This is a genomic window from Mycolicibacterium sp. TUM20985 (genome assembly GCF_030295745.1).
Classification (GTDB): Bacteria; Actinomycetota; Actinomycetes; order Mycobacteriales; family Mycobacteriaceae; genus Mycobacterium.
In genome coordinates this window covers 4,493,266-4,518,422 of the sequence record NZ_AP027291.1, presented here as the reverse complement: position 1 = coordinate 4,518,422, position 25,157 = coordinate 4,493,266, and the positions used below count along the sequence as shown (strand labels likewise).

Genomic DNA, 25,157 nt, shown 5'->3' with positions numbered 1-25,157 from the left:
GAGCGGATCAGAGCGGGATGTTGCCGTGCTTCTTCGGCGGCAACTGCACGATCTTGCGTTCCAGCAGGCGCAACGCGGCCGCGATGTATCCGCGGGTGTGCGACGGCGGAATCACCGCGTCGACGTAGCCCCGCTCGGCGGCCACATACGGGTTGACCAGGGTGTCCTCATAGTCCTGCTGCAGCTCTAGTCGCAGCGCGTCGACGTCCTTGCCCTCGGCCGCAGCCTCCTTGAGCTGGCCGCGATAGACGAACCCGACGGCGCCCGAGGCACCCATCACCGCGATCTGGGCGGTCGGCCAGGCGACGTTGACGTCACAACCCATGTCCTTGGACCCCATCACGCAGTACGCGCCGCCGTAGGCCTTGCGGGTGATGACGGTGATCTTCGCGACGGTCGCCTCGCCGTAGGCGTAGAGCAGCTTGGCACCGCGGCGGATGATGCCGTTGTACTCCTGGTCGGTGCCCGGCAAGAAGCCCGGAACGTCGACCAACATGATGATCGGGATGTTGAAGCAGTCGCACGTTCGGACGAACCGCGCGGCCTTCTCCGAGGCGTTGATGTCCAGGCAGCCGGCGAACTGCGTGGGTTGATTGGCGACGATGCCCACGGTGCGCCCGTCGATCCGGCCGAAGCCGATGACGATGTTGCCCGCGTAACCGGCCTGTACCTCGAGGAACTCGTCGTCGTCGAGGATGCGGGTGATCACCTCGTGCATGTCGTACGGCTGGTTCGGCGAGTCGGGGATCAGCGTATCGAGTTCGAGGTCTTCCTCGGTGAGGTTGTCCTCGACGGCCCCCGGATGCGGCGGTGTCGGGTAACGCGGCGGCTCGGACGCGCTGTTGGGCGGCAGGTAGCTCAGCAGATCGCGGACGTAGTCGAAGGCGTCCTGCTCACCGGAGGCGACGTAGTGCGCAGTGCCGGACTTGGCCATGTGGGTGTGCGCGCCACCCAGTTCCTCCATGGTGACTTCCTCACCGGTGACGGTCTTGATCACGTCCGGTCCGGTGATGAACATCTGGCTGGTCTGGTCGACCATGATGACGAAGTCGGTGAGCGCGGGGGAGTACACGTGTCCGCCCGCGGCGGCGCCCATGATCAGCGAGATCTGCGGAATGACGCCCGAGGCCAGGATGTTGTTGCGAAAGATCTTGCTGTACAAGCCAAGTGAGACCACGCCCTCCTGGATCCGCGCACCCGCTCCGTCGTTGATCCCGATCAGGGGGCGGCCGGTCTTGATGGCTAGTTCCTGCACCTTGACGATCTTCTCGCCGTAGACCTCGCCGAGGCTGCCGCCGAACACGGTGGCGTCCTGGCTGAAGATGCACACGTCGCGACCGTCGATGGTGCCGTAACCGGTCACGACGCCGTCACCCACCGGGCGGTTGGCCTCCAGCCCGAAGTTCTTGCTGCGGTGCTTGGCCAGCGCATCGAGTTCGACGAACGACCCCTCGTCCATCAGCGCGAAGATGCGTTCCCGGGCCGTCAACTTGCCCTTGGCGTGAACCTTCTCGACGGCCGTCTCGCCCACCGGGTGAAGCGTCTCCTCCGCGCGTTTGCGGAGATCGGCGAGCTTGCCCGCCGTGGTGTGGATGTCGATCTCGCCCGCCGGAGTCGGCGCGGAAGGCTCGGTAACGCTCGTCATGGTGGTCGATCGTAGCGGCGACCCCGTCGGATGGATCAGGTCCCCGGCCGTTGGAACCGGACGCCGATCGGCCCGGGACTTCGACGACGCGCTACGGCGACACGTCGCCATGGGCGCTCCCGAACGTTACCGTGGGCGACGACTCGCAGACGGGAGCAAAGATCGTGTTCGTCGAACCTCAACAGTCCGACCCCGAGGTCATCGCCAGGAAGCGGGCCGTGAACCCCAACGTGCGATCGCCGGGCCGCATGGAATGGATCACCGACGACGCCGGGCACATCGTCAACTTCCGCATTGCCGGGGAAACGGTGTTCTCGCGGTTCCGGAACCTCTACGCCGCGTGGTTCTACAACAACTTCGTCACCTACGTCCCGTTCCACTTCCTGCGGCAGGGCTACCTTCGCCTGTTCGGCGCGACCATCGGCAAGGGAACGGCGATCAACCGCGGGACCAACGTTTGGTCCATCCCGTACATCGTCATCGGCGACCGCGTATCCATCGGATTCCGTTGTCTGCTGGACGCCAGGGCGGGAATCGCGATCGGTGACGACGTCATCATCGCCAGCGAGACGCACATGATCGCGGGTGGTCACGACATCAACCATCCCGACTTCCCGCCGTCGCCGAACCCGCCAGACCCCATCGTCATCGACGACCACGTCTGGATCGCCAGCCGGGCGATGATCCTGCCGTGCCTGATCGGCCGGGGCGCGGTCGTCGCGGCGCACGCGGTGGTCATCAACGAGATACCCCCGCTGGGTATCGTCGGCGGTGTCCCAGGCAAGGTGATTGGCAAACGAAACCCTGATGCCCTGCAGTACAGCGGAAAGTTCAAAGTGCCATTGTTCTGAATGGTAAATCGACAGCCCGGGACCTATTTCTCGCGGTTTGCTGACAATCAGGTAACGAGTTGCCCGAGTTCCTCTGGCAACCGGTTGGGCGACCAGCACGCGTGTACAGTCATGAGCGGCGTTCCGCGATCCGGGTCGCCGGTTGACCACCTGCCCCGCCACGGACGCCCGTTCAGTGCCAGACATCACGAGGATCATCGCCGGTGCCACGAGAGTTCTCAGCCCCCCACACGGCTCGCCCCACCGTGGCCATTGCCCATGACTACCTCACGCAGCTAGGCGGCGCTGAGAAGACCGTGCTGGCCATGAGCAGGGCCTTCCCGGACGCCCCGATCTACACCATGCTCTATGACCCGGAGGGCACCTTCCCGGAATTCAAGGAACTCGACGTTCGGGTGCCCGCGATCAACCGGGTGAAGGTGCTGCGCAAGCACCATAGGGCCGCCCTGCCATTGTTTCCCCTCGTCGCCGGTGCCATGCACGTCGATGCGGACGTCGTCATCTCCAGCAGCAGTGGCTGGGCGCACGGATTCCGGACCACGGGTCGCAAGTTGGTTTATTGCCATTCGCCTGCGCGCTGGCTTTATCAGGCCGACAGTTACCTCGGCGACAATGGCAACACCATTGCCAAACTCGGCCTTCGGGCCTTGTCCAGCTACCTGATCAACTGGGACCGTCGCGCCGCGTTCACCAGCGATCGCTACCTCGCCAACTCGGCGGTGATCAGGGAACGGATCCAGAACGCGTACGGCATCGAGGCCGAGGTGGTGTTCCCGCCGGTGACCATGGCCCGGGCTGACACGGTGCGACCGATGCCCGAGGTGACGGACTGGCTGGGCACGTCGACCCTGGGCACGTCGACCCTGGGCGGAGCCGACGGCGCCTTCTACCTCGTCGTGTCACGGCTGCTGCCCTACAAGAACGTCGACGCGATCGTCCGGGCGTTCGCCGACAGCGAGCGGCGCCTCGTCGTCGTCGGTCGTGGGCCGCAAGCCGACCGCCTTCGCGCGATGAAGACCCCGAACGTCACCATGGTCTCCGACATCTCCGACGGCGAACTCGCTTGGCTGTACAAGAACTGCCGCGCGATCATCGCCGCGAGCTACGAGGACTACGGACTGACCCCCCTCGAAGCGGGAGTGTGGGGCCGCCCCGCCATTGCGCTGCGGTACGGCGGATTCCTCGACACCATCGACGAGGGCATCAGCGGTATGTACTTCGACGAGCCGACGTCCTCGGACATCCGGGAGGCCGTCGACCGCTTCGAGATGACCAAGTTCGACTCCGACAAGGTCCGCGACCACGTCAAGCAGTTCAGCGAGGCGGCCTTCTCGGATAAGCTCCACGCCGCGGTCAACGGCCTTGTCGCAGTGAAGCGCTGAGTTTCTGCGCCGCGGTACCCTTGCAACTCGAGTTGCCGACGCGACGTAACCCGACACGGCAGGAGCCACACCGGTGAACACCGAACCCGCTAAGGCGGACCCGGAAGACGTAGCCAGGAAGGTTGCCGCCGCACCCGGCCTGAAACTTCCGCCGGAACCGTCCTACGACCTGTTGCCCGACGGCCGGGTGGCCAATTACCGCATGCAGAGCATGGGAGTGCGGCGCAAGGCGCGCAACCGGATCGGCCAGGTGCTCTACAACCTGCTGATCACCCATATCCCCTTCCACTTCATCCGGCAGGGCTTCCTCCGGCTCTTCGGAGCCACCATCGGCCGCAATTCGTGCATCATGCTCGGCACGACCATCCTCGACATCGAGTTCCTCACGGTCGGGGACAACACGGCGATCGGCGCCCGCTGTCTGCTCGACGCCCGCGCCGGCCTCTACATCGGCAATGACGTGACCATCGCCAGCGACGTCCAGATCATCGGCGGCGGACACGACGTCAACCATCCCGACTTCCTGCCGGTCCCCATCCCCACCGTGGTGGAGGACTACGCATGGATCGCCAGCCGCGCCATGGTGTTGCCGTCGCTGATCCGTCGTGGCGCCGTCGTCGCCGCCCAGGCCGTGGTCAACAAGGACATCGGTGAGTGCGAGATCGTCGGAGGCGTGCCCGCCAAGGTGATCGGCAAGCGTGATCCTGAGGCGCTGAAGTACACGGGCGGCTACCGGCCCCTGTTCTGCTGATGACGACACTGGGGGACTACCGCCTGGTCTTCGTCGGACCGGCGAAGGGCGTGACCGCCGTCGGGGACTACGCAGAGGACTTCGTCAACGGCGTCAGGCCGTACTTCGGGAACGTCGTGGAGGTGCGCACCGGCGGACCGGGTGACCACACGCTCGCCGACCTCCGACGCCTGCGGCGAGACGTCGCCGCGCACGTCGCGCACGGCCAACGCCACCGGGTGCTGGTGCACGCCGAGCTGTCGACCGGCGCGCTGGCGCCCTTCTGGTCCACGGCGGGCGTCAAGGGCGCCCCGGTGACGGGCACCGTGCACGACCCTCCGCAGGGCGTCTGGATGCCTGCCCGCACCACGTTCGTCGCCCGGTCGCGCCTGCTCAACCACGGCATTCACTACCCGCTACGCCCCCTCAGCCGGGCGATCGAGGGCCGGGTCTACGACGGTCGCTTGCTGTTCGCGCTCACCGAGACCGGGCGTCGGTCGATCGAGGAGACCTACCCGGCGACGCGTACCGCGTACATCCCGCACCTGGTCCGTGACCGCCCGGTGATTCGTCCGGCGCAGGACCGTCCACGCGCCGTCGGCTTCTTCGGGCACGTCTACCGCGGCAAGGGCTTCGAGCAAATCGTCAAGATCAGGGCCGCCCTGCCCGCCGACGTCGCCATCCGCGTCGCGGGCCGGGGCACCGAGGATCTCCCGGGCATCGAGGGTGTCGAAATCCTGGGCGCCGTCGACGGGCCGGCCGAGGACGCCTTCTTCGAGTCGGTCCGCGCCATCGTCGTCCCGTACGGCAAACGGCACTTCTACGCCGAGAGCTTCGCGGCGTCCGGCGTGGTGGCGCACTCGATGGCCTACCGCACCCCTGTGGTGACCACCGACTGGGGTTCGCTGGCCGAACTCGACGAGGAGGTCGGCGCCGCTGTGGTGTCGACCACGGGGCTCGACGGTGACGCGGTGGCCACCGCGCTGGCGCGGACCATCACCGCGGTGGTCGATGACGAGGCGCGGTTGACCGAACTCGGGCGGCGCGCCGACGAGGCGCGCCAGGCCCGGTCCTGTGCCAGCACCGCCGCGGCGTTCGCGGCGCAGTGGTCGGCGCTGCTCGGTCTCGAAGCCGATCCCGTGACCAGAGCCAAGGGGAACGTGACCTGACGCTCCCCGAATCGGCGCCCGAGTCCGCCCCCGAAGGCGCGTCACGCAACCTCTTCAAGACGCTCGTCGGCGTCTTCTTCATGTATGGCAGCCGAGGTCTCGGACTGCTGCTGACACTGGCAATCATCGCCCGCCTCGGCATCGCCGACTACGGGCTCTACGCCCTCGCCTTCTCGTTCGCGACGATCATTGGCCCGCCGCTGGACAATCCATGGGCCGTTCGCGCGATCCGCGAGTCCGAGGACCAGTTCAACAGGGAGCGGTCTAGCCGCTATCTGGTGGGGATGGCCCTCGTCGTCGCCGGGCTCGCCGTTCTGCCGTTCAACTACTTCCTGTGGTTTGGGCTCGTCATGGCCGGTGGTGAGATTGCGTTCAACAGCCTCAAGGGCCGTGCGGTACGGGACGGGCATCCCGACTTGGTCTGGCGCTACGACGCAATGCGGCAGACGACCAGCGCCCTCCTGGTGTGCGCCTACCTCTTCGGGGTCGATCAGCCCTCGCTGAGGGGGGCCAGCCTGCTGTACTGCGCGCCCTACGTGGCGATCCTGATTCTGGCCGGCCTCGCGGTGCGCGGACACCGGCCCGGTATGCCCGGCTCGCTGCGCCAGATGGGGTACCTCACCGCTGAGATGGGTCTCGGCACGGCGGTCTACCTCCAGGGCGACGTCCTACTCCTGGGCTTCCTGACCGACAGTACGGTGGTCGGCTACTACAACATCACCCTCATGGCCGCGACGGCGCTCGCCGCGATCGGACAGTCGTTCGCGATGACGTATCACGAACCGCTGCGCAAGAGCGGTGGCACGCTCGAGTCGGGGCCGAAGATCCGCACGACGCTGACCATCTCGGCGGTGGTGGGCGCGCTGGTGCTGATCACCGGCGTCGTCATGCTGTTCACCACGGCGCCCGCCCCGATGGCCCAGGCCATGATCATCATGGCCGGGTTCTGCTTCCTGCGCACCGTCATCTGCGTGTTCCAGGTCGTGCTGTACGCCCAGCGGCGGGACCGCCTCCGACTGGGTGCCTCGATTGCCTTGTTGCCCGTCAAGTTCGCTTTGCTGACCATCCTGGTGAAACTCGGGCTCGGCGCCGTGGCCGCAGCGATCGCCACCACGGCCTCCGACGCCCTGCTGTTGGCAATCTTCGCCGTCGCCCTGTACGGCAGGAGGCGACGATGACGTCGGTCGTCTTCCTGCTCTCCAAGGATCCGGTCCTCGAGCACGGCGGTGACGTCGCGCTGTCACGCCTGTTCATCGAGTTGGCCGCGGCGAGCTTCGACGTGTCGGTGATCTGCTACTCGGCCGAAACCGGTTCCGTGACGGCCGACTTCGTTCCTGGCGGTGTCCAGGTGACGCGGGTTCGGAAACCGGCGGTCCGGCCGCTGAGCCTGCTCGCGGGAGCCGCGCGGTCGCGCCGCAGTCTGGTGCACGTCCGATTCGACGGTGACGACCTGGCCGCGGCGATCGAGCGGGCCGACGCCGACGTGTTCGTCGCCGAGCACAGCTACATGGCCGAATCATTCTTGCGCAGTTCGCGTTTCGGCAACCGGTCGCTGGTGGTCAACACGCACGTCAGCGAGGCCCTGGTGTGGGGCGCCAGCCGGGGCCTGTTGGGACGCGCGGAGGCGTCCCGGTTGCGGCGCGACGAGCTGCGGGTGGCCCTGGCCGCGGACGCGGTCGGGACGTTCGACGCCGACGAAGCCGAGCAGTACCGTCGGCGGGGAGTCAACGGTGCCCGTTGGTTCGCGTTGACCCTGCCCCCGGCCGAACAGGTCGACATCGCCGACACGCCGCCACGGCTTGTCCTGATGGGGACCAGGGACTGGCCACCCAACCAGGAGGCATTCCTGCACGCGTTGGCGTTGTGGCCGCGCATCTCGGCTGGCGTGCCCGACGCCGAACTGTGCATCATCGGTGCGAAGAAGCCGAACGCTGCCGAGCCCGAATATCCCTCAGGGGTAAGGGATCTGGGCTTCGTCGATGATCTGCACGAGTTCCTGGGAACCTGCCGCGCGATGATCGCGCCCATCATGACCGGTGGTGGCGTCCGCGTGAAGATCCTCGACGCCGCGCGGATCGGACTGCCCGTGGTCGGCACCGAGGCGGCGGTGGGGTCGCTCGGCGAACTCTTCGGACTGGACGTCTTCGACGATGACGACGCGTTCATCGCCGAGTGCCGCCGGATGCTCACCGACCGGGCGGCCGCGGTCAGCGCGGGGCGAACAATTTTCCAGGCAAACCAAGAATACTGGCGAGAAAATAGAGTAGCGACAGCAGTGGAGTCGCTAGTCCTGGCGCAGCGCCCGGGTAGCCGCCTCCCGTAACGGCGGTGGGGCCTTGGACGCACGACGGCGGGGTCGCATTCACCGGCGCATGCTCGCCGTACGTCACGGTCGCGCCGCGGAACGCCGTGTACGTGATGGTGCCGTGCTCGAAGTCCACCCGGCTGCTGCCGAAGCCGGGGATCTCGTCGGTGACCGCCAGCCCCAGGTCGGGCTTCCAGGCATTGGCGATGCCGCCGCCCACCGGATGCGCGCCGGTAGCGGGGGAGTACCAGATGCGCAGGCCGTAGGGATGCTCGAAGTCCTGGTACCCCTGTGCGAACGCGGTTTTGGGCACCGCCCCGTAGCAGCGGGCCCGGTCGGCGACGGGGTTGGGTGAGGTGAGGAAGCCCGCCGGCGTCTCGTAGATGGTGCCGACCGTTCGGATCTGTGCCCAGTTTTGGGCGGTCGCTCGGAAGACGGGGCTCAGCACCGTGCCGAGTGCGGGATCCGTGACCGTGGCGAACCGTTGGTACTCCGCCGATTTTGGGATCTGACCGGTCGCGCCTGACTGGATCGTCTGCCGGACCGGCTTGGCCGTCCAGTCCCTCCGGTACATGCCGAACGTGTCGTCCGCGGCGAAACTGCCGGTCGTACGGTCGCGGGTGGTGTAGATGAACATCGGTCCGGCATAGGGCATTTCCTGCCATTTGGTCAGCATGTCGGTGACGAAGGCGTTCTGCTGCGCGTCGCCCCCGCTGGAGGTCGGCTGGCCTTACTCGGTCGCCCAGATCTTCTTCGCCTGGTCACCGCTGCCGATCATGATCTGGCGCAGCTGCATCAGCTGGTACAGCGGTGAGTTGGCGACGGTCATGCCGTCGGAGAACTTCAAGGTGTACTGGTACGGGTGGAACGCCAGCGCGTCGAAGTAGTTCTTCGCGCCCGCGGCGTACATCGCGGACAGGAACCGCACCGGGTTGATGGCGTAGTCGCCGTAGTCGACGACCGCGCCCATGGACCCGCCGAGCACCACGACCGAGGGATCGACCGCCTTGATCCTCGGATAGCTGGCCTTCAATAGATCGACGTAACCCGCCGGATCCGGCTTCGGCGAGTAGAAGGTGACGGCGTTGGGCTCGTTCCACACTTCGATTGCGCTGATCTTGCCGATGTAGCGGGTCACCACCTTCGCCACGAAGTCGCCGTAGACGGCCGGGGAAGCCGGTCGTCCGCTCAGCGCCGCCCCGCCAGGGGCGACCGACCACGCCGGCGTGGAGTTCACCGTGCCGACGACCGCCAGACCGCGGGACGCAGCCGAGTTGATCGTCTTGTCGACCGTGCTCCAGTCCAGTTTGTTCTGCGTGGGCTCCACGGCGGCCCAGGGAATCAGCAATCTGACCGAGCGCACTCCGGTCGCCTTGATGGCGTCCATCGTCCGGTCGACGTCGGGCTGCGCCAATCCGTACACATCGGAGTCGGCGATGGCCGTGGTGGTCGCGGACGGGTCGATCGTCGCCGACGCTATTGCCGTGACCTCACGCGGTTTCGCCCGCAGCAGGTCCGAACTGATCGCGGTCGTGCACACGACGCCGACCACGACGGCCAGGGCCGTCGTGGTCAACGCGCGGTGATGTCGCCGAGGTCTGCTGTGTGGCACGGTCTCGAAAGTGTCGTGGACGACGGGGCATTTCGGCGGGAAGCGTCTAGGCGTGTCGGGCAGATGTTTGCTATTGGGCGCAGCACACTGACCGCCTCGGAACGATCCGACTTTGCGGTGATACGTGATACCTAGCGAGCACCGACATCGCAGCGTTTTCACTGAGGCGCACGTGCTCGCGGGTAGTCGTGAAGTACGATGGATCGGCGGTTAGCTGGAGCAGATCTCCGGCGGGCCTCCGCGGCGCGCTGCCAGGCGTTGGCGGTGCCCTCGGGAACAGGTGACATGGTCTTCCCCGGCGTTGCCAGCGGCGTGCTGACCAACGAGGAAACGGATTAGTGGAGGATGCGACTGTGGACATAGGCGCACGCGAATGACCCGAGGCCGCGTACTGGTCGGCGTGTTCGTCGTCCTAGCCATGATGTCGTCGGGATGTGCCGATCGAGCCACCGGGCCGGTCGGATCCCCTCCGGAGGCGGGAACGGCGCTTCCCGCGGACCTCAGCGGCTCCGGGCCAGGGACGGTTTTGTCGGCAAACAGCATGCCGACCCTCGACCGGCGGGTGAGCGGTGTGACATCGGTGGCGGCGAAGATCGTCTATACGTCCACGTCCGGGGTGACCAACGAACCGACAGAAGTCACAGGCACCGTCTTCGCTCCCAAGGGCAAGCCGCCCGAAGGTGGCTGGCCGATCATCGCCTACGGCCATCCCACCACCGGGGTGCTTGCGGATTGCGCGCCGTCGTCTTCGCCGACGCTGTTGAACAGTTCGTCGGTGGTACGCGACTTCGTCGACGCGGGCTACGTGGTCGCGATGTCGGACTATCAGGGGCTGGGTGACGACAAGACCTATCACCCCTACCTGGATGCCACCACCGTCGGCTTCAATCTCATCGACTCGGTCCGCGCCGCGCGCAAGGTCGTCGCCGACACGTCGAACGAATGGGCCGCGTTCGGGGTGTCACAAGGAGGGCAGGCGGCGTGGGCCGCCAACGAATTGGGCGGGGAGTACGGCTCCGGCCTAAAGCTGGTCGGTTCCGCCTCGGTGTCACCGGCGCTCGACATCACCGGGTTCGCCGACGACGCGGCGAACCGCCGACTGTCCAAGGACCAGGAGCCCATCTACCAGGCTCTGCTCGCGGCCCTGAAGCACGAGGACCCGGACCTGAACCTCGACGACTACCGCCGCGGAATCGTCGCTGAGCAGTGGGATGCATTGCTGCAGTGCGACTTCGAGAAAGCCGACGAGCGTGCGCAAATCGTCGATCAGATCACCCCGGATGATCTGGTGCCCGCCAGCGACGCCGCCACGAACGCGTTGCGGGAGCGGCTGCGCAAGTCGAGCCTGCCGCGTCGGCCCCTGGTCGCGCCCGCGTTGGTCATCTACGGCGGACAGGACGTCCTCCTCCCCCCGGCCTGGACCGACGCCGCACTGCAGCGCGCCTGCGAGATCGGCGACATCATCCGCATCTACCTGCAGCCCGACCGCGGGCATTCGGACGTCGACGTCGCGCCGGTGATGGGATGGATCGCCGACCGGTTCAAGGGCGACCCCCCGCCCGACAGCTGTCAATCGTTCATCACACCGCCACCGCCGCCGCCCGCACCGCAGGAGGCGCAGGCGCCGGCCGGAGACGGTGAGTGAGCGTGGTCGTCGCCCACGTCACCGGGCACAGCTCGCCCAAGACGGCGGCGTCGACCGAGATCGGTCTGGTGGGTCTGTCGCTGATCTTCTTCTACGTGCTCAGCGGCTTCCTGCTGTTCCTGCCTTACGTACGGGCGTTGGCCGGGGAGCGGTCGACGGAAACCATGCCCAGCACCAAGAACTTCGTCCTCCACCGTGTCGCGCGCATCCTCCCCGGCTACCTCGTCATCTTCCTTCTGGTCAACTTCGTCCTGCAGGCCGCCTACGTCGACAACCCGGTGCACCAGCCGCTCGGGACGGAGGACGGCACCGGGATGATCACGGACTGGCGACAGCTGCTGGCCAATCTGACCCTGGTCCAGACCTACCTCCCGCAGTACATCCAGACCGGTCTGAACCCATCGTGGTCGTTGACGCTGGAATATGCGTTCTACGCCGTGTTGCCGTTGCTCGCCATGGCACTGTTCCTGATGAGACGACGCACCGACATCCGACCACTGCGCATCGCGGTCATCGGCGCCTCCGCGCTCGCGGCAGTTGCTCTAATCGGCCGCGGGTTCATCCCCATGGTGAACGCGGCGACCGGCGTCACCGACCCGACGCTGCTGGAATGGGGCGACCACTGGGCCGCGGTCTTCTCGCGCAGTTTGCTGACCAATGCGGATAACTTCGCGGCCGGAATGCTGGCCGCCGTCCTCGTCGTGGCGATCGAGAACCGGCTCATCGGAGAGGCCCTCAGTAGGCGGGTTCGGCTCCTCGGCGCGGTCGCGCTGCTGCCCGTGATGATGCTGTGCGCGCTGCTGATGGCGACGCGTTCCCCGTACGGCAGCAGCGCCCTCGGGGTGATCTGCGCGCTGCTGATCCTCGTCATCGTCGCTCCGCTGGCGCGCGGGCAGGATTCGGCGATCGCCCGGTGGCTCGATGTCGCGCCCGTGCTCCACGTCGGCAAGCTGTCGCTGTCGATCTACCTCTGGCACTTCCCCGTGATGCTCGTGCTGGGCAGGTGGGGCGTGCTCGCCGGCGATACGCTGCTGGGGATGTCGTACAACGTCGCCGTCGTGCTCGCGGCCACCATGCTGGTGTCCACGGCCACCTATTACCTCATCGAGCAGCCAGCCATGAACATGGCGCGGAGATACCGGCGTCGCTGGGCATGAGGCACAAGCCCTGGCTGGCGGCGGTGATCGCCGTGGTGGTGCTGGTGGGCGGGGCAGCCGTGGCGGTGACCCTTCCGCTGGGGGCGCGGGTGGCGCATCGGATGGTCGAGGTCTTCCGCGGTGACCCGCCGCCCGAGGCCCCCGTGCCGATCGAAACGGCTGATCTCGGCGGCACGGGCCCGGGGACACTGGTCAGCGCGACGACGATGCCGGCCATTCAGGCGAGGGTCCCCGGTCGGCAACTGCAGTCGGCGCGCGTGGTGTACCGATCGACCAACGGTGACACCGGCAAGGAGACGGTGGTGTCCGGTGCCGTCTTCACACCCGTCGGCCAACCCCCACCCGGCGGCTGGCCGATCATCTCCTTCGGTCACGGCACGACCGGTATCGACGAGGAATGCGGGCCTTCGGTCTCCGACTCGCTGCTGGGCCTCACCGGGCCGATGTTCGCGTTGGTCAAGCTGGGCTACGCGGTGGCGCTGGCGGACTATCAGGGGCTGGGCCAGCCGGGCGTCCATCCCTATACCGACGCCAAGACCGCCGGGCTGAACATGATCGACGCCGTCAGGGCGCTGCGGCACACGTTCGGCAACACGTCGACGCGGTGGCTCGCGCTCGGTGGATCACAGGGTGGCGGTGCCTCATGGGCAGCCGACGAGCAAGCTGCGACGTATAGCCCGGAGTTGGAACTCGTTGGGGCGGTGGCAGATTCGCCCGCGGCCGATGTCACCCGGATCGTCGACAAGGCGCAGGCTCGCACGCTCACCGATGATCAGCGGCCGGCGTTCCTCGCGATCGTCGAGTCGTTGGCCCGCCTCCACCCCGACCTCGACCGCGATGACTACCGTCGCGGGGCCGCCGCGCGCTACTGGGACGTGACGCTGTCCTGCGCAGGCAACGACGCCCACCTCAGGGACGATGCGCTCACGCAGGTGACCGCTGACGACATTCGCCCCGAGTCACCCGTTGCCGCCGACCGGTTGCGTGCATTGGTGGCCAGGTGGGCGCTGCCCCAGCGGCGGCTGTCCGCGCCGCTGTCGGTGGCCTACGGCGGCGCGGACACCTACATCGATGCGACGTGGACGACCGACGCGATCGCCCGGGCGTGCGCACTCGGCGGGAACGTCGAATGGGACCTGCAACCTGACAAGGGGCACGGAGACGTCGAGGTCGCCTACCAACTCGCGTGGATCTCCGATCGATTCGCGGGCAAGCCGGCGGCCAATGAGTGCCCTTAAGAACCCCGACGGTGACGTTCCCCGCTGGCGGCGGGTGGCGTTCGAGGCCAAGGCCGTGCTGAAGCGCAGGCTGGCGCCGTCGGGTACGGCCGTGACGGCGCCGAAATCGCCGTATCTGGTGGTGCCCATCCTGGGCCAGTCGAATGCCTTCGGCATGGGCGTCGGCCTGGATCGCGACGGTGAGGATCGCCCCGATCGGCGGGTGCACCAGTTCGCCATGAGCGGTCCCAGCAAGGCCACGGTTATCCTGGCCGAAGAGCCGCTGCGGCACGAGATCCCCGGCTATGGCGTGGGGTTCGGACTGACCTTCGGCAAATTGCTCGCCGACGCCACGGGCCGCCATGTGCTGCTGATTCCCGGTGCGCGCGGTGACACGGCGTTCGCCCCCAAGAACGGGTACACGTGGGACCCCGGGGACTCCCTGACCAGGGTCAACCTCTACGTCAACGCCGTGAACGCGATCGACGCCGCGCTCAATCGCTCGCCGGGGAGCACGGTCGCCGCCGTGCTGTGGCATCAGGGCGAAAGTGACGTTCCACTGACGTCGGGGGCGCTTTATCGAGAAAAGCTCGATTTCGTCATCGACGATCTCCGGCGGCGCTATGGAAACGACGTTCCATTTCTCCTCGGACAAATGGTGCCCGAGGAGATGGAGCTGAGCCGCAAGGACTATTCGGTGATCGATGCCATTCATGCGGATACGCCCAATCGGAGACACCGCACGCAATTCGTGACGGGTGAGCGGGATTGCATCAATGGCGGACTCGATCGGCACTACAACGCCATTGGCCAGCGTGCGATGGGACGGGCGATGTGGGCCCGGTACCGCGAGATGTGCCCCGACGATCTGGCGGAGTATGCGTCCGAGTAGACGAATCCTGGCGGTGCTCGAAGCAGTCGTTCTCATCGTGGTCATCGTGCTCGTGGACGTCGGCGTCAGCGGGTACTACGTATTCGCCAACGCCAAGGTCGACCCGTTGCAACGTGCCGACGCCATCATCGTGCTCGGCGGTGAGCACGACGGCCGCGAGGACTACGGCCTCCACCTCGCGCGCGAGGGCTGGGCGCCCACGGTGGTGCTGTCCGATCCGTACTGGGATGGGGACCCCGTGATGAGGCGCGTGTGCCGCGCGGGCGGCGACGTGGAGGTCATGTGTCTGCGACCCGACCCGTTGACCACCCGCGGCGAGGCCGCCATGATGCGGAGCCTGGCGGCCGGACGGTCGTGGGAGAGGATCATCGTCGTCAGCTGGCGTTATCACTTGCCACGGGCTCGACTGGTCTTCCGGCAGTGTTTCTCGGGCCGGCCGGACGCGGTAATCATGACCGATGTCCCGCGGCGCTATCGCTATTCGCTCCTGGGATGGGAGTTCGTCTTCACTTACCAATGGGCCGGACTCGCGAAAGCCGTCGTACAGGGCGAATGTCCTTGAGCTGGACATTCACCATATTTGTAGCGCCGGCTGGCAAACGGTGAGATAGTGAAAGCCGAGCCGGGGGGCTCGTTAACGAAAGTAACTGTCAGCAAACAGAAGAGGTGGGACGACGTGGCGGTGACACAAGAGGTCGTCGGGCTCACGCGGGCACCCACCAAGGCCGTGCACCCCGGGAGCGGCCCCAAGTGGCAGCGGCGGTACGTCCAGGCCTTGGTTCTCTCCGACGTCATCGTGGTGACGTTGGCGCTGGTCGCGGCACAGACCGTGAAGCTCGGACGTCCAGTTACCGCAACCGATCCCGCCTCGGTGTACTTCCGGATTCTGTCGGTGTTGATCGCCGTCATCTGGCTCTCCCTGCTTGCCGCCTACCGCACCCGTTCCCCCCGCATCGTCGGCGCCGGAGTCGAGGAGTACCGGCGGGTGATGTCAGCCACCCTGGCAACCATCGGAGTCGTAGCCGTCGTCCTCATGATCTTCCGCCCGGAATTTGCTCGCGGATACCTCGCCGTGGCCTTTCCCCTGGGTCTGGCCGGGTTGCTCACGGGGCGCAATCTGTGCCGTCTCTACCTCTCGCGGCAACGCAAGCGTGGCCGGTGCGTCGTCACGGTACTTGCCGTGGGCGATGCCAGGGCGGTCCGCAGCCTCGTCCAGTCGCTCAGCCGCGGCTGGGGCTACGGGTACTCGGTCGTCGGCGTATGCCTGACCGGACGTAGCTCCGGAGGAACCATCGAGATTCCCGGCGTCGGCACGCTTCCCGTGCTCGGTGACGAGGGCAAGGTGCACGACGCCATCCTCAAGACGAACACCGACACCGTCGCGCTGACCACCACCGATCACCTCGGTCCCGAGGGTGTGCGGGAGCTTTCCTGGGATCTGCACCGACTGGGCGTCGACCTGGTGGTCACCCCGGGTGTCGTCGACGTTGCCGGCCCTCGCCTGACCATGCGGCCGGTCGCCGGTCTGCCCCTGATCCACGTCGAGAAGCCGCAGTACAGCGGCACCAAGAAGATCCAGAAGCTGGCCTTCGACTACTTCATGGCGATCTCGGCGCTGGTCACCGCACTCCCGGTCATGATCGCCGCAGCCATCGCGATCAAGCTGACCAGCAAGGGCCCCGTCTTCTACAAGTCCGAGCGCATCGGCCGCGAAGGCGAGCCGTTCCAGATGATCAAGTTCCGCACCATGGTCGACGGCGCCGACCAGCAGGTCACCACCATGCTAGAGGTGAACGACAGCGTCGGTGGCGTCCTGTTCAAGGTCAAGGAAGACCCGCGGATCACCCACGTCGGTCGCCTGCTGCGCAAGTACAGCATCGACGAGCTGCCGCAGTTCTTCAACGTCCTGCGCCGAGACATGAGCGTGGTCGGGCCGCGGCCCCCGCTGCGTCGCGAGGTCGACACGTACAACGACCAGGTGCGCCGCCGACTGCTCGTCCTGCCCGGCATCACCGGCCTGTGGCAGGTCAGCGGTCGCTCCGACCTGACGTGGGAAGACTCGGTCCGGCTGGACCTCTCGTATGTCGAGAATTGGTCGATCGCCAACGACCTGCTGATCGCGGTGAAGACCGTGCGCACGATCGCCACCGGATCCGGCGCCTACTGACCCTGCCGCGATGGGCGGAGGAATTGGCGCGAGTTCATCGACTCTCGGGTGTGACGGCCGGGACTGGCAACGTCGAATACCTCATCCGCCAATCAGGTGCGGACTGTGACCGCTTCGCGAACTCGAGCGGATTCCGCTTCGTCGCCGATGGCTCGTCGCTCGGCGATCCTGGCTCGCTCGCAATAGAGGACGAAGGCCAGGAACATCGAATACAGCAACACGTTCTGCGGTAGGTCCGCCACATTGTGATCCAGCTGCATCTGTACGAAGCACAGGCCGATGAATATCCCGCAGTACAGCGCCCGGGGCGTCGAATTCGAGCGCAGCGAGCGGTAGGCCACGACACAGCCAATCACGACCACCGCCATGAACGAGATCAGCACCAGACTGCCGCCGCGATAAAGAGCAGTCAGTGGCGCATTGGACGGCAGATTGAATACGTAGGAGAAGGCCGGGTCGATGAATTCGGGACGCGCCCAGCCGGCGCCGAAACCCCAGTGGCCCGACATCAGACCGGGGAAGGCGCGCAGGGCATCGGCTCGGGCGATCGAACCGGCGTCCTCACCGCTCAACGACGTCATGATGCGGCGGCGCACGGGTTCGGCGAGCATGGCGGCGGCCGCGGCGAACGCGATGAGCCCGATCATCGCCGCCCGGCTGCGCACCTTCATCGGGTGGAACACCAGAACCAGAAGGACACCGAAGACGACGGTGAAGATCGACGCCCGGCTGAGAGTCAGCGCCAGCCCCGCCGCGAGGACGGCCGCAATGAGGACCCGTCGCCATCCGGCGAACAGCAGGACCGACAGGGAAAGCGCGAGTACGAGGTTGAGGGCAGCTCCATTGGGTTCCACCCACGTGCCGCCCAACCGGACGGACTGCGTGGCGCCCTCCGCGCCGAACGCGAAGCGCGCCGCGGTGGCCTCCGGCGAGTAACCGAACACGCGAAGGTAGCGCAAGGAACTGTTCAACGGATCGAAGGCGACGACGTACATGCCGTACACCGCGTTCAGCGCCGAGACGAACGCGAAGATCCGTCCGAAGCGCGCCAGGTGTTCAGAAGACAGCGAGACGAGCGCGAACAACAGCAGGGAGGGGAGCGCCCACCGAATGAACAGCGAGGCCGACGTGAGCGACACGCCCGTCGCGACCACCGAGATGCCGGACGTGATCACCAGTGCCAGCACCGCGAATTCCAGCGGGTGCATCGACCTCGCGAGGCGCGGATGGAAATACGCCGCGACCAGGCAGCCGAATTCCAGCGGCAGGTAGATCGGAAGGCTTATGCCCGGAATGCGACCGAATTGCAGACCGGCCATGACCGCCGCCAAGCCGTAGAAGAACCACAATGGGTGGCGAATTCCGACATAGGCGGCCACGATCAACCCGAGAATTCCGATTACACCGAAGAGCGCGAGCTTCCCGAATGAAATTGCCAGCCACACCGTCGCCAACGTCATGGCAACAATCGCGATGGACATCGCGACGTTACGGAAAGTTTCCCGGCCGGGGTTCACGAGCACCATGGTCTCAGGTCGACCAGCTAAGCTCAACACACGGGTCCGGCCGCGTCCTATAGAACCGTCCGGATCACGGCGGCTAGCCTGTGACCACGTTGATGGCGATTACCGAGGAGTTCGACGTTGGAGATCAAGGAATACCTGCGAATATTCAGCAGGTACTGGTGGGTCATCGTGATCCTCGCCGTCGTCGGCGGAGCCATCGGCTGGGCAACGTGGCAGTTCGGCACCCGGGAGTATCAGTCGACAGCAACCTTGTTCGTGGCAACGCAGAACGGGACGACCGTCACCGAGGCCTATCAGAACAACCTCTTCTCCACTGACCGGGCTAACTCCTACGCCAATCTGGCGACGAGCGAACAGGTTGCTGCTCGCGCGGTCGACCAGCTGAAGGGGACCATCACCCCCGGCGAGCTCAAGAGCAAGATCACCGCGGTCGCCGCGCCAAAGACCGTGCTGCTGAGCGTCAGCGTGACCGACCCGGATCCGGCGCTCGCCCAGACCTACGCCGGCGCGGTCACCGATCAACTCGTCGGCCTGGTGAGCGAGCTGGAGACCTCCCGGCGGGGTGGCACCCCGGCGGCCGGCGCGGTCGTCGTCGACGAGGCGAACTACCCCAGCGAGCCCGTCGGAATGTCGATGCCCATCAAGGTCGCCCTCGGTGCTGCGGCTGGCCTCCTGCTCGGGATCCTCGCTGCGATTCTGATCGGCGCCCTCGACCGCCGCGTGCGAGGCCGTGAGCCGGTGGCCGCCAGCACGGATTCCTCGTTGATGGGGGGGCTGCCCGCCGACCCCTCGCGCGCCAAGGCCGACGTCGTCGACCTCGACCGGGGCGGTCTCTACGCCGAACGCCTCCGCGAGCTTCGGACTAATCTGCGGTTTGCGCGTCTCGCCGACGACCCCGATCCGCCCAAGGTGATCGCCGTCACCAGCCCGTCGGCCGGGGAGGGACGCACCACGCTCGCCATGGATCTGGCGGCGACCCTCGCCGAGTCGGGGCGCAACGTCATCCTGGTCGACGGAGACTTCCGCAGCTCGTCCCTGGCGGACCGTCTGCCCCTCAGCCCTGCCATGCAGGATTCGGCCGCAGCGCGCGGCCTGAGCACCACGATCGCCGGTGAGACCAACGTCGTCGAGGCGATCATCGAGGTGCCCGTCGGACACCATCGGGTGTCCTTCCTACCCGCCGGGCCCACCCCGTCGCGGCCCGGGGAACTCTGGGCGAGTGACCGGGCCACCGAACTGCTCGACGAACTCGGTGACTCCTTCGACTACGTCGTCATCGACACGCCGCCGCTGGGCAAGTACAGCGACGGCGCTCTCGTCGCGTCGCTCTCGGACGGCGCGCTGCTGCTCGCGCGCATCCGGCGTACCACCAGTGCCGCGCTGCGTCGCGCGGTGCAGACGCTGGAGGGTGCGAACGCGATCCTCATCGGCACCGTCGCGACGTTCGAACCCGGCCACCGTCGGCAGCTGAACTCGGGCAAGCCCGCGCCGCAGCGGGCGGCGCCGAAACCCGCTGCGCCGAAGTCGGCTGCGTCGAAGTCCGCTGCGTCGAAGGCCGATCCGCCGACCGAGGAGTTCGCCGCGGCGGACCAGCGCGCTGCGTCCAGGCACGGGTCCGACTGACGGTGCGCTGGCGAGCACTGACCGCCATCATCGCGTCGGCAGCCATCCTCGCCGGGTGCGGATCACCACCGTCGGCCCCGGTCGGGCGTGACCTGCCGCCGCGCGCGGATCTGTCGCCCGACTTTCCCGGTGCGCCCGAACTGCCTCCCGCGGACCTGACCGACACCGGGCCCGGTTCGCTCGTCGAGGCCAAGCCGGTCACCGGCATCGTGGCCTTCGACGACGCCAACGCCACCGCGGTCAAGGTGACCTACCGATCCACCGGCGGTGACGGTGCGCCGACACTGGGGAGCGGCGTCGTCGTGGTCCCGGCAGGTGCGCCGCCCAAGGAAGGCTGGCCGATCATCACCGTCGGCCATGCCATGTCGGGCACCCAGCCGAAATGCGGCCCCACCCTCGCCGACGAGTACGGGGGCTACTCGACCTCCATCGTCAACCTGATGAACCGCGGCTTCGTCGTCGCGTTCCCCGACTTCCCGGGGCTCGGGCTCGACGGCCAACCACCGCACTCGATCGTCGACGCCGCGACGCTGGGCAACGACATGATCGACGTGGCGAGGGCGGCGCACCGGGTCCTGCCTTCGAGCAGCACGCAATGGGCGGCCTACGGACTCGGTGAGGGCGGTCTCGCCGCGTGGGCGGCGGCCGAGCGAGCCGGCCTCTACGGTGGCGGGATGAGCCTCGTCGGGGCGGTGGCGCTGTCCCCTTTCGCGGACATGTCACCGCTGGTCGATGCGGCCCAGCGCGGTGAACTGAACGGGCCCGTCGACATCCGGACCTACGTGTGGACACTGCAGAGCCTCGCCAACACCGACCCCGGTTTCGACCTCGACCTCTATCGGTCCGGGGTGGCCCGCGACCAATGGGCCGTGCTGGCCGATTGCGCCTCAGCCGACCCCGAAGAGGCCAAGCGCCTGCTCGACGAGATGAACCCCGACGACCTGAAGCCGCGCGACGACGCCGCGGCCGACGATGCGCGCCAACGCTTGCTGGCGGCCGGCGTGCCCGCCCGCTATCCCACGCCGGGTGCGGCGCCCGTGCTGGTGACGTACGGCACCCTGGACGCGACTTCCCCGGCCGAGGGCATCCGCGCCGCCGTCGACGCGGCCTGCGCCAAGGGTGAGCAGATCGAGGTGATGACGCGGGCAGGCGCTACCGAGGCGTCCAATGATCAGGTGGTCGAGAGTGCCATCGGCTGGCTGTTCGCCCGGTTCGCGGGGGAGCGACTAAGCAACGTGTGCATCGGAGCGCCGTGATACCTCCCAAGGATGTGCCCCAGTGGCGGGACTACCTGAACATCCTCTGGCGCGGCTGGTGGCTCGTCGTGGGTGCCACCGCGCTGTCGGTCGGCGTGGGATGGTTCTCCTGGCAACAGACCACACCTGTCTACGCCTCGAGCACCAAGATCCTCGTCAAGTCGATGGGCGACGCGACCTCGCTCGACGCGCTCTACGGACAGATCAACGCGGAGTCGCGGGTGCTCACCTACCAGTACCTGGTGCGCAGCGCCCGAGTGACCGGCCCGACCATCGACCAGTTGGGCCTCCCGCAGACCACCGGTGAACTCGCCGGCCGCATCAGCATCACGCCGTCGTTGACGCCGATACTCGATATCGTGGTCACGGGCACCGATCCCGACGAGACGCGCCGCGTCGCGGACGCCGTCACCGCCAACATGATCGCCGTGTCGGCGGAACTGGCAAAGGTCGACGGCGGGAGAACCGAGCTGCTGCTGGTCGACGGGGCCGGGCCCGCGAAGCGGGAGGGGTCGCTGACCGCCGACCTCCTGCAGGCCGGTTTCGTCGGTTTCTTCGTGTCGTCGATCCTATGGTTGGCGTGGGGGTTGTTCGAGGATCGGGTGCTCGGACGACGTCAGATCGGGCGCGCGGTCGAGAACGCGGGACGATCCGCGTGACCGACCGGGAACGCCCTCGGTGATGGTCCTGCGGTGGCTGATCGCCCTCCTGGTGGTCGCCACCATCTCGGCGGCCTGCGGCCCGAAACCGGCCGAGTCCGCCGACGCCACGCCCGTTCCCATCGCGAGCGCCGACCTCTCGGGGTCAGGGCCGGGAACGTTGGTCAGCGCGATGTCCATGCCGGTCCTCGGCCAGTCGTCGGAGGGGCGAACGTTCGACGCCGCCCGCGTCGTGTATCGGTCGACCAACGGTGACACGGGGGAGGGGACCGAGGTCTCCGGGTCCGTATTCGTCCCCAAGGGGACCGCCCCCGACGGGGGCTGGCCCGTGATCTCCTTCGGTCACGGCACGACGGGACTCGACGAACCCTGTGGCCCTTCGCTTTCCGCCACGCTGCTCGGCTTCACCACCATCGTCGCCGGTTACGTCAGCAAGGGCTATGCGGTGGCGTTGGCCGACTACCAGGGCCTCGGCGCTCCCGGCCATCATCCCTATACCGACTCGAAGACCGCGGGCCTCAACATGATTGACGCCGTCCGCGCCCTGCGGCACACGGTCGACGGGGTATCCGACCGCTGGGCCGCCGTCGGGGGATCCCAGGGCGGCGGCGCGGCATGGGCGGCCGACGAGCAGGCCGCGTCGTACGCGCCGGAGCTGAAACTGGTCGGGGCCGTCGCCTACGTACCCGCGGCGGACGTGACCGGGCTGGTCGACAAGGCGGTCGCGGGAACGATGACGACGGATCAGTCCCTGGCCTTCCAAGGCATCGTGGAGTCGCTGGCCCGCCTGCACCCCGACGTGGTCCGAGACGATTATCGACGTGGTGCCGCCGCCACCTACTGGGACGTGTTGTCGGCGTGCTCGGGTCCCAAGACGGCCAGTCGGGATGCGGCGGCGGCGGCGGTGCGGTCCCTCGACTTCGCGCCAGCCAGCCCTGCGGCGGCCGACCGCCTGCGTGAGTCGTTGCGCGCGTGGGCGCTGCCACAGCAACGGTTGTCGGCGCCTCTGTCGGTGACCTACGCCGGACGGGACGAGTTCATCGACGCGCAGTGGACCACCGATGCGATCGCGCGGGCATGCGCGCTCGGCGGCACGGTGGTGTGGCAACTGCAGCCCGACAAGGGTCACGGGGACGTCGACGTGGCATCTCGATTCGATTGGATCGCAGAGAGATTCGCCGGAATCCCGGCGTCCAACGACTGTCCGGGAGCTAGTGGCGGCTAGAGTTCGTCGTCATGATCTCGAGCAAGGGGCGCGCCGCGTCGAGGCGGAAAAACCTAGCGTGACCGGCGTCGTGAAGCGGGTTCTGCTGCCGGTAGTCATCATTGCTCTCGTCGCGGGGATGGCGTACGCGGTATATCCCTTCGCTCCCATCGTCGGGGCGTGGGTGTACGACCAGATCGCACCGTCTGCCGGGCCGCCCGAGAAGGTTGCCTCGGCGCAACTCGACGGGGCGGAGCCCGGTGCGGTACTGCAGGCGACGACGTTGCCTGCGGTGATGCGCAAGTGGGAGGGCCGCGACCTGAAGGCGGCACGGGTCGTCTACCGGTCCACCTCCGGTGACGGGATGTCGCCGACCATCGTGTCGGGCTCGGTGTTCGTCCCGACGGGCAATGCTCCCGACGGCGGCTGGCCGGTGGTCTCGATCGGGCACGCGACGCTGGGGATCGACACCCCGTGCGCACCGTCGCTGGACTCGAGCCTGCTCGGGTTTCTTCGCTACGTGAACGTCTTCGCCGGCATGGGCTACGCCGTCGCACTTGCCGACTATCAGGGCCTGGGCGCGAAGGGCATCCACCCCTACTCGGACTCCCGCACGGCCGGGCTGAACATGATCGACGCGGTGCGCGCGCTGCGACACACCTACCCGGACGTCTCGGACAAATGGGTGGCCTTTGGCGATTCGCAGGGCGGCGGCGCGGCCTGGGCCGCCGACGAGCAGACGAAGGACTATGCGCCTGAGCTCACGCTGCTCGGTGCGCTGGCGGCGTCACCTCCGGCCGACATGACCGGCATCGTGCAGAAGGCGCAGGACGGCACGCTCACCAAGGAGCAGCGCGGTGTCGCCCAGGGCATCATCGAGTCCCTAGCGCGGCTCCATCCGGAGTTGAATCGCGACGACTTCCGTAGTGCAGGCGCCAAGAACTACTGGAACGTGCTCACCGACTGCAGGGCCGCCAACGCCTACGCGCGCGGCCAGGCGGCCAACGGCGTGGGGCCACGCGACTTCGCGCCAAGGACACCGCAGGCGGCCGAGCAGCTGCGCGGGTTGCTGCAGGACTGGGCGCTGCCGCAGAAGCCACTGTCGGCGCCGCTGTACGTCTACTACGGCGGCCAGGATCCGTTCATCGACGCGGAGTGGACGAAGGCGGCGATTCAGCGGGCCTGCGCGCTGGGCGGAAGCATCACCATCCGGTACGACCCCGAGGGCGGGCACAATCCGAGCGACGCCCTCGACGCGATCCGCTGGATGACCGACCGGTTCGAGGGAAAGCCGGCCGAGAATGACTGCTGACGGGACCCGCGCCCCGCTCGACGAGGTGGCGCTGCGGGCGGCCGCGATCGCTCCGACCGGCTGGCGCACCCTCGACGTCGTGCCCGAGACCGGTTCGACCAATGCCGATCTGATCGCCCGGTCCGCCGCAGGGGAGGACATCTCCTGGGCGGTCCTCATCGCCGAGCATCAGACGGCGGGTCGGGGACGCAACGGCCGCAGCTGGTCGGCGGTGCCGCGCGCGCAGATCACCATGTCGGTCGGGGTGCCCGCCGCCTCCCTACCCCCCGCCGCGTGGGGATGGGTGCCGCTGATCACCGGTCTCGCGGTGGTCGACGCCGTCGCCGCCGTCACCGGGATCAGGGCGGGCCTGAAATGGCCCAACGACGTCCTCGCAGGCCCCGACGGCCGCAAGCTCGCCGGGATCCTGGCCGAGGTGGCGACGCCGTCGTCGGCCATCGTCGTCGGCGTCGGACTCAACGTGTCACTGCGGCGCGACGAGTTGCCGGAACCGGCGGCCACCTCCCTGTCCGAGCTCGGTGCCGCCGACCCCGACCGCGCGGCGCTGATCGGCGCGCTGCTGGCTCAGCTGCGGCGGCGGGTCGACGGGCTCCTGGCCGGTGGCGGGGCGGACGCCGAGCTCGCCGCGGACTACGTCGCCAACAGCCTCACGATCTCCTCGCGCGTGCGTGCCAGCCTGCCGGGGGATCGCCAGGTGGTGGGCGACGCCCGCGGCATCGACGATCAGGGCCGGCTGCGCATCGACACCGGAACCGACGTCGTCGTCGTATCGGCCGGTGACATCGTGCATCTTCGGCCCGTGTAA

Annotated in this window: 22 protein-coding genes; 18 read left to right on the top strand and 4 right to left on the bottom strand. The window is 67.5% G+C overall.

From position 1 onward, the window contains the following. Positions 1-7 precede the first annotated feature (7 nt). On the bottom strand, positions 8-1,645 hold the full coding sequence (locus QUE68_RS22180; RefSeq protein WP_284228433.1) for an acyl-CoA carboxylase subunit beta: 1,638 nt from the start codon (positions 1,643-1,645) through the stop codon (positions 8-10). 164 nt (positions 1,646-1,809) lie between these two features. On the opposite strand from QUE68_RS22180, the gene QUE68_RS22175 reads away from it, so the two are divergent. The 6 genes from QUE68_RS22175 (at position 1,810) to QUE68_RS22150 (ending at position 8,100) form a co-directional block, all read left to right on the top strand. Further along, positions 1,810-2,496, top strand: coding sequence for an acyltransferase (locus tag QUE68_RS22175; protein ID WP_286274463.1), 687 nt, complete (start codon positions 1,810-1,812; stop codon positions 2,494-2,496). Between the two features lie 305 nt (positions 2,497-2,801). Then, positions 2,802-3,878: a glycosyltransferase gene (locus tag QUE68_RS22170; RefSeq protein ID WP_286274462.1), complete on the top strand. Its 1,077-nt coding sequence runs from the start codon at positions 2,802-2,804 to the stop codon at positions 3,876-3,878. Between the two features lie 73 nt (positions 3,879-3,951). Next, entirely contained in the window at positions 3,952-4,629 is a 678-nt protein-coding gene (locus QUE68_RS22165) for an acyltransferase (protein ID WP_284228430.1), read from the top strand. Beyond that, positions 4,629-5,777 (top strand): glycosyltransferase, encoded by a 1,149-nt coding sequence (locus QUE68_RS22160; protein WP_286274461.1) that lies wholly within the window; start codon positions 4,629-4,631, stop codon positions 5,775-5,777. The genes QUE68_RS22165 and QUE68_RS22160 overlap by 1 nt, the downstream gene beginning before the upstream one ends. Before the next feature lie 80 nt (positions 5,778-5,857). Beyond that, entirely contained in the window at positions 5,858-6,955 is a 1,098-nt protein-coding gene (locus QUE68_RS22155) for a polysaccharide biosynthesis protein (protein ID WP_284228428.1), read from the top strand. Next, positions 6,952-8,100, top strand: coding sequence for a glycosyltransferase (locus QUE68_RS22150; RefSeq protein ID WP_286274460.1), 1,149 nt, complete (start codon positions 6,952-6,954; stop codon positions 8,098-8,100). The genes QUE68_RS22155 and QUE68_RS22150 overlap by 4 nt, the downstream gene beginning before the upstream one ends. Here QUE68_RS22150 and QUE68_RS22145 read toward each other — a convergent pair. Together QUE68_RS22145 and QUE68_RS22140 are read right to left on the bottom strand one after the other, a co-directional pair. After that, positions 7,985-8,758, bottom strand: coding sequence for an LGFP repeat-containing protein (locus tag QUE68_RS22145; protein WP_286274459.1), 774 nt, complete (start codon positions 8,756-8,758; stop codon positions 7,985-7,987). The genes QUE68_RS22150 and QUE68_RS22145 overlap by 116 nt on opposite strands. Before the next feature lie 54 nt (positions 8,759-8,812). Beyond that, complete coding sequence (locus tag QUE68_RS22140) at positions 8,813-9,658, bottom strand: beta-galactosidase (RefSeq protein ID WP_286274458.1); 846 nt, start codon at positions 9,656-9,658, stop codon at positions 8,813-8,815. Positions 9,659-10,067: 409 nt separating this feature from the next. Here QUE68_RS22140 and QUE68_RS22135 point away from each other — a divergent pair, with 409 nt between their 5' ends. The 6 genes from QUE68_RS22135 to QUE68_RS22110 all read left to right on the top strand — a co-directional run bounded on the left by QUE68_RS22135 (position 10,068) and on the right by QUE68_RS22110 (position 16,772). Continuing rightward, positions 10,068-11,339 carry a lipase family protein gene (locus QUE68_RS22135; protein ID WP_286274457.1) on the top strand — a complete coding sequence of 424 codons (1,272 nt, stop codon included), beginning with the start codon at positions 10,068-10,070 and terminating at the stop codon, positions 11,337-11,339. Beyond that, positions 11,336-12,496 (top strand): acyltransferase family protein, encoded by a 1,161-nt coding sequence (locus tag QUE68_RS22130; protein WP_286274456.1) that lies wholly within the window; start codon positions 11,336-11,338, stop codon positions 12,494-12,496. Before QUE68_RS22135 ends, QUE68_RS22130 begins: the two co-directional genes overlap by 4 nt. Then, on the top strand, positions 12,493-13,734 hold the full coding sequence (locus QUE68_RS22125) for a lipase family protein (protein WP_286274455.1): 1,242 nt from the start codon (positions 12,493-12,495) through the stop codon (positions 13,732-13,734). The genes QUE68_RS22130 and QUE68_RS22125 overlap by 4 nt, the downstream gene beginning before the upstream one ends. Then, positions 13,721-14,605, top strand: a complete 885-nt coding sequence (locus tag QUE68_RS22120) for a sialate O-acetylesterase (protein WP_286274454.1) — start codon at positions 13,721-13,723, stop codon at positions 14,603-14,605. Before QUE68_RS22125 ends, QUE68_RS22120 begins: the two co-directional genes overlap by 14 nt. Further along, positions 14,592-15,167 (top strand): YdcF family protein, encoded by a 576-nt coding sequence (locus QUE68_RS22115; protein WP_286274453.1) that lies wholly within the window; start codon positions 14,592-14,594, stop codon positions 15,165-15,167. The genes QUE68_RS22120 and QUE68_RS22115 overlap by 14 nt, the downstream gene beginning before the upstream one ends. A 114-nt stretch (positions 15,168-15,281) precedes the next feature. After that, complete coding sequence (locus tag QUE68_RS22110) at positions 15,282-16,772, top strand: sugar transferase (RefSeq protein WP_286274452.1); 1,491 nt, start codon at positions 15,282-15,284, stop codon at positions 16,770-16,772. A 92-nt stretch (positions 16,773-16,864) separates the two neighbouring features. Here the strand turns inward: QUE68_RS22110 and QUE68_RS22105 are convergent, their stop codons facing one another. After that, positions 16,865-18,253, bottom strand: coding sequence for an O-antigen ligase domain-containing protein (locus tag QUE68_RS22105; RefSeq protein ID WP_286274451.1), 1,389 nt, complete (start codon positions 18,251-18,253; stop codon positions 16,865-16,867). A 162-nt stretch (positions 18,254-18,415) separates the two neighbouring features. Between QUE68_RS22105 and QUE68_RS22100 the strand changes: the two genes are divergently transcribed. Genes QUE68_RS22100 through QUE68_RS22075 form a run of 6 tightly spaced genes read left to right on the top strand, consistent with a single transcriptional unit; the run spans position 18,416 to position 25,157 of the window. Continuing rightward, entirely contained in the window at positions 18,416-19,921 is a 1,506-nt protein-coding gene (locus QUE68_RS22100; RefSeq protein WP_286274450.1) for a tyrosine-protein kinase domain-containing protein, read from the top strand. 2 nt (positions 19,922-19,923) lie between these two features. After that, positions 19,924-21,177 carry a lipase family protein gene (locus tag QUE68_RS22095; RefSeq protein ID WP_284228417.1) on the top strand — a complete coding sequence of 418 codons (1,254 nt, stop codon included), beginning with the start codon at positions 19,924-19,926 and terminating at the stop codon, positions 21,175-21,177. Next, complete coding sequence (locus QUE68_RS22090) at positions 21,174-21,836, top strand: YveK family protein (protein ID WP_284228416.1); 663 nt, start codon at positions 21,174-21,176, stop codon at positions 21,834-21,836. The genes QUE68_RS22095 and QUE68_RS22090 overlap by 4 nt, the downstream gene beginning before the upstream one ends. A gap of 22 nt (positions 21,837-21,858) precedes the next feature. Then, on the top strand, positions 21,859-23,061 hold the full coding sequence (locus QUE68_RS22085; protein WP_284231223.1) for a lipase family protein: 1,203 nt from the start codon (positions 21,859-21,861) through the stop codon (positions 23,059-23,061). 58 nt (positions 23,062-23,119) lie between these two features. Further along, the gene (locus QUE68_RS22080) at positions 23,120-24,352 is read left to right on the top strand and encodes a lipase family protein (protein WP_284228415.1); all 1,233 of its coding nucleotides are present in this window, start codon (positions 23,120-23,122) and stop codon (positions 24,350-24,352) included. Then, on the top strand, positions 24,342-25,157 hold the full coding sequence (locus tag QUE68_RS22075) for a biotin--[acetyl-CoA-carboxylase] ligase (protein WP_284228414.1): 816 nt from the start codon (positions 24,342-24,344) through the stop codon (positions 25,155-25,157). Before QUE68_RS22080 ends, QUE68_RS22075 begins: the two co-directional genes overlap by 11 nt.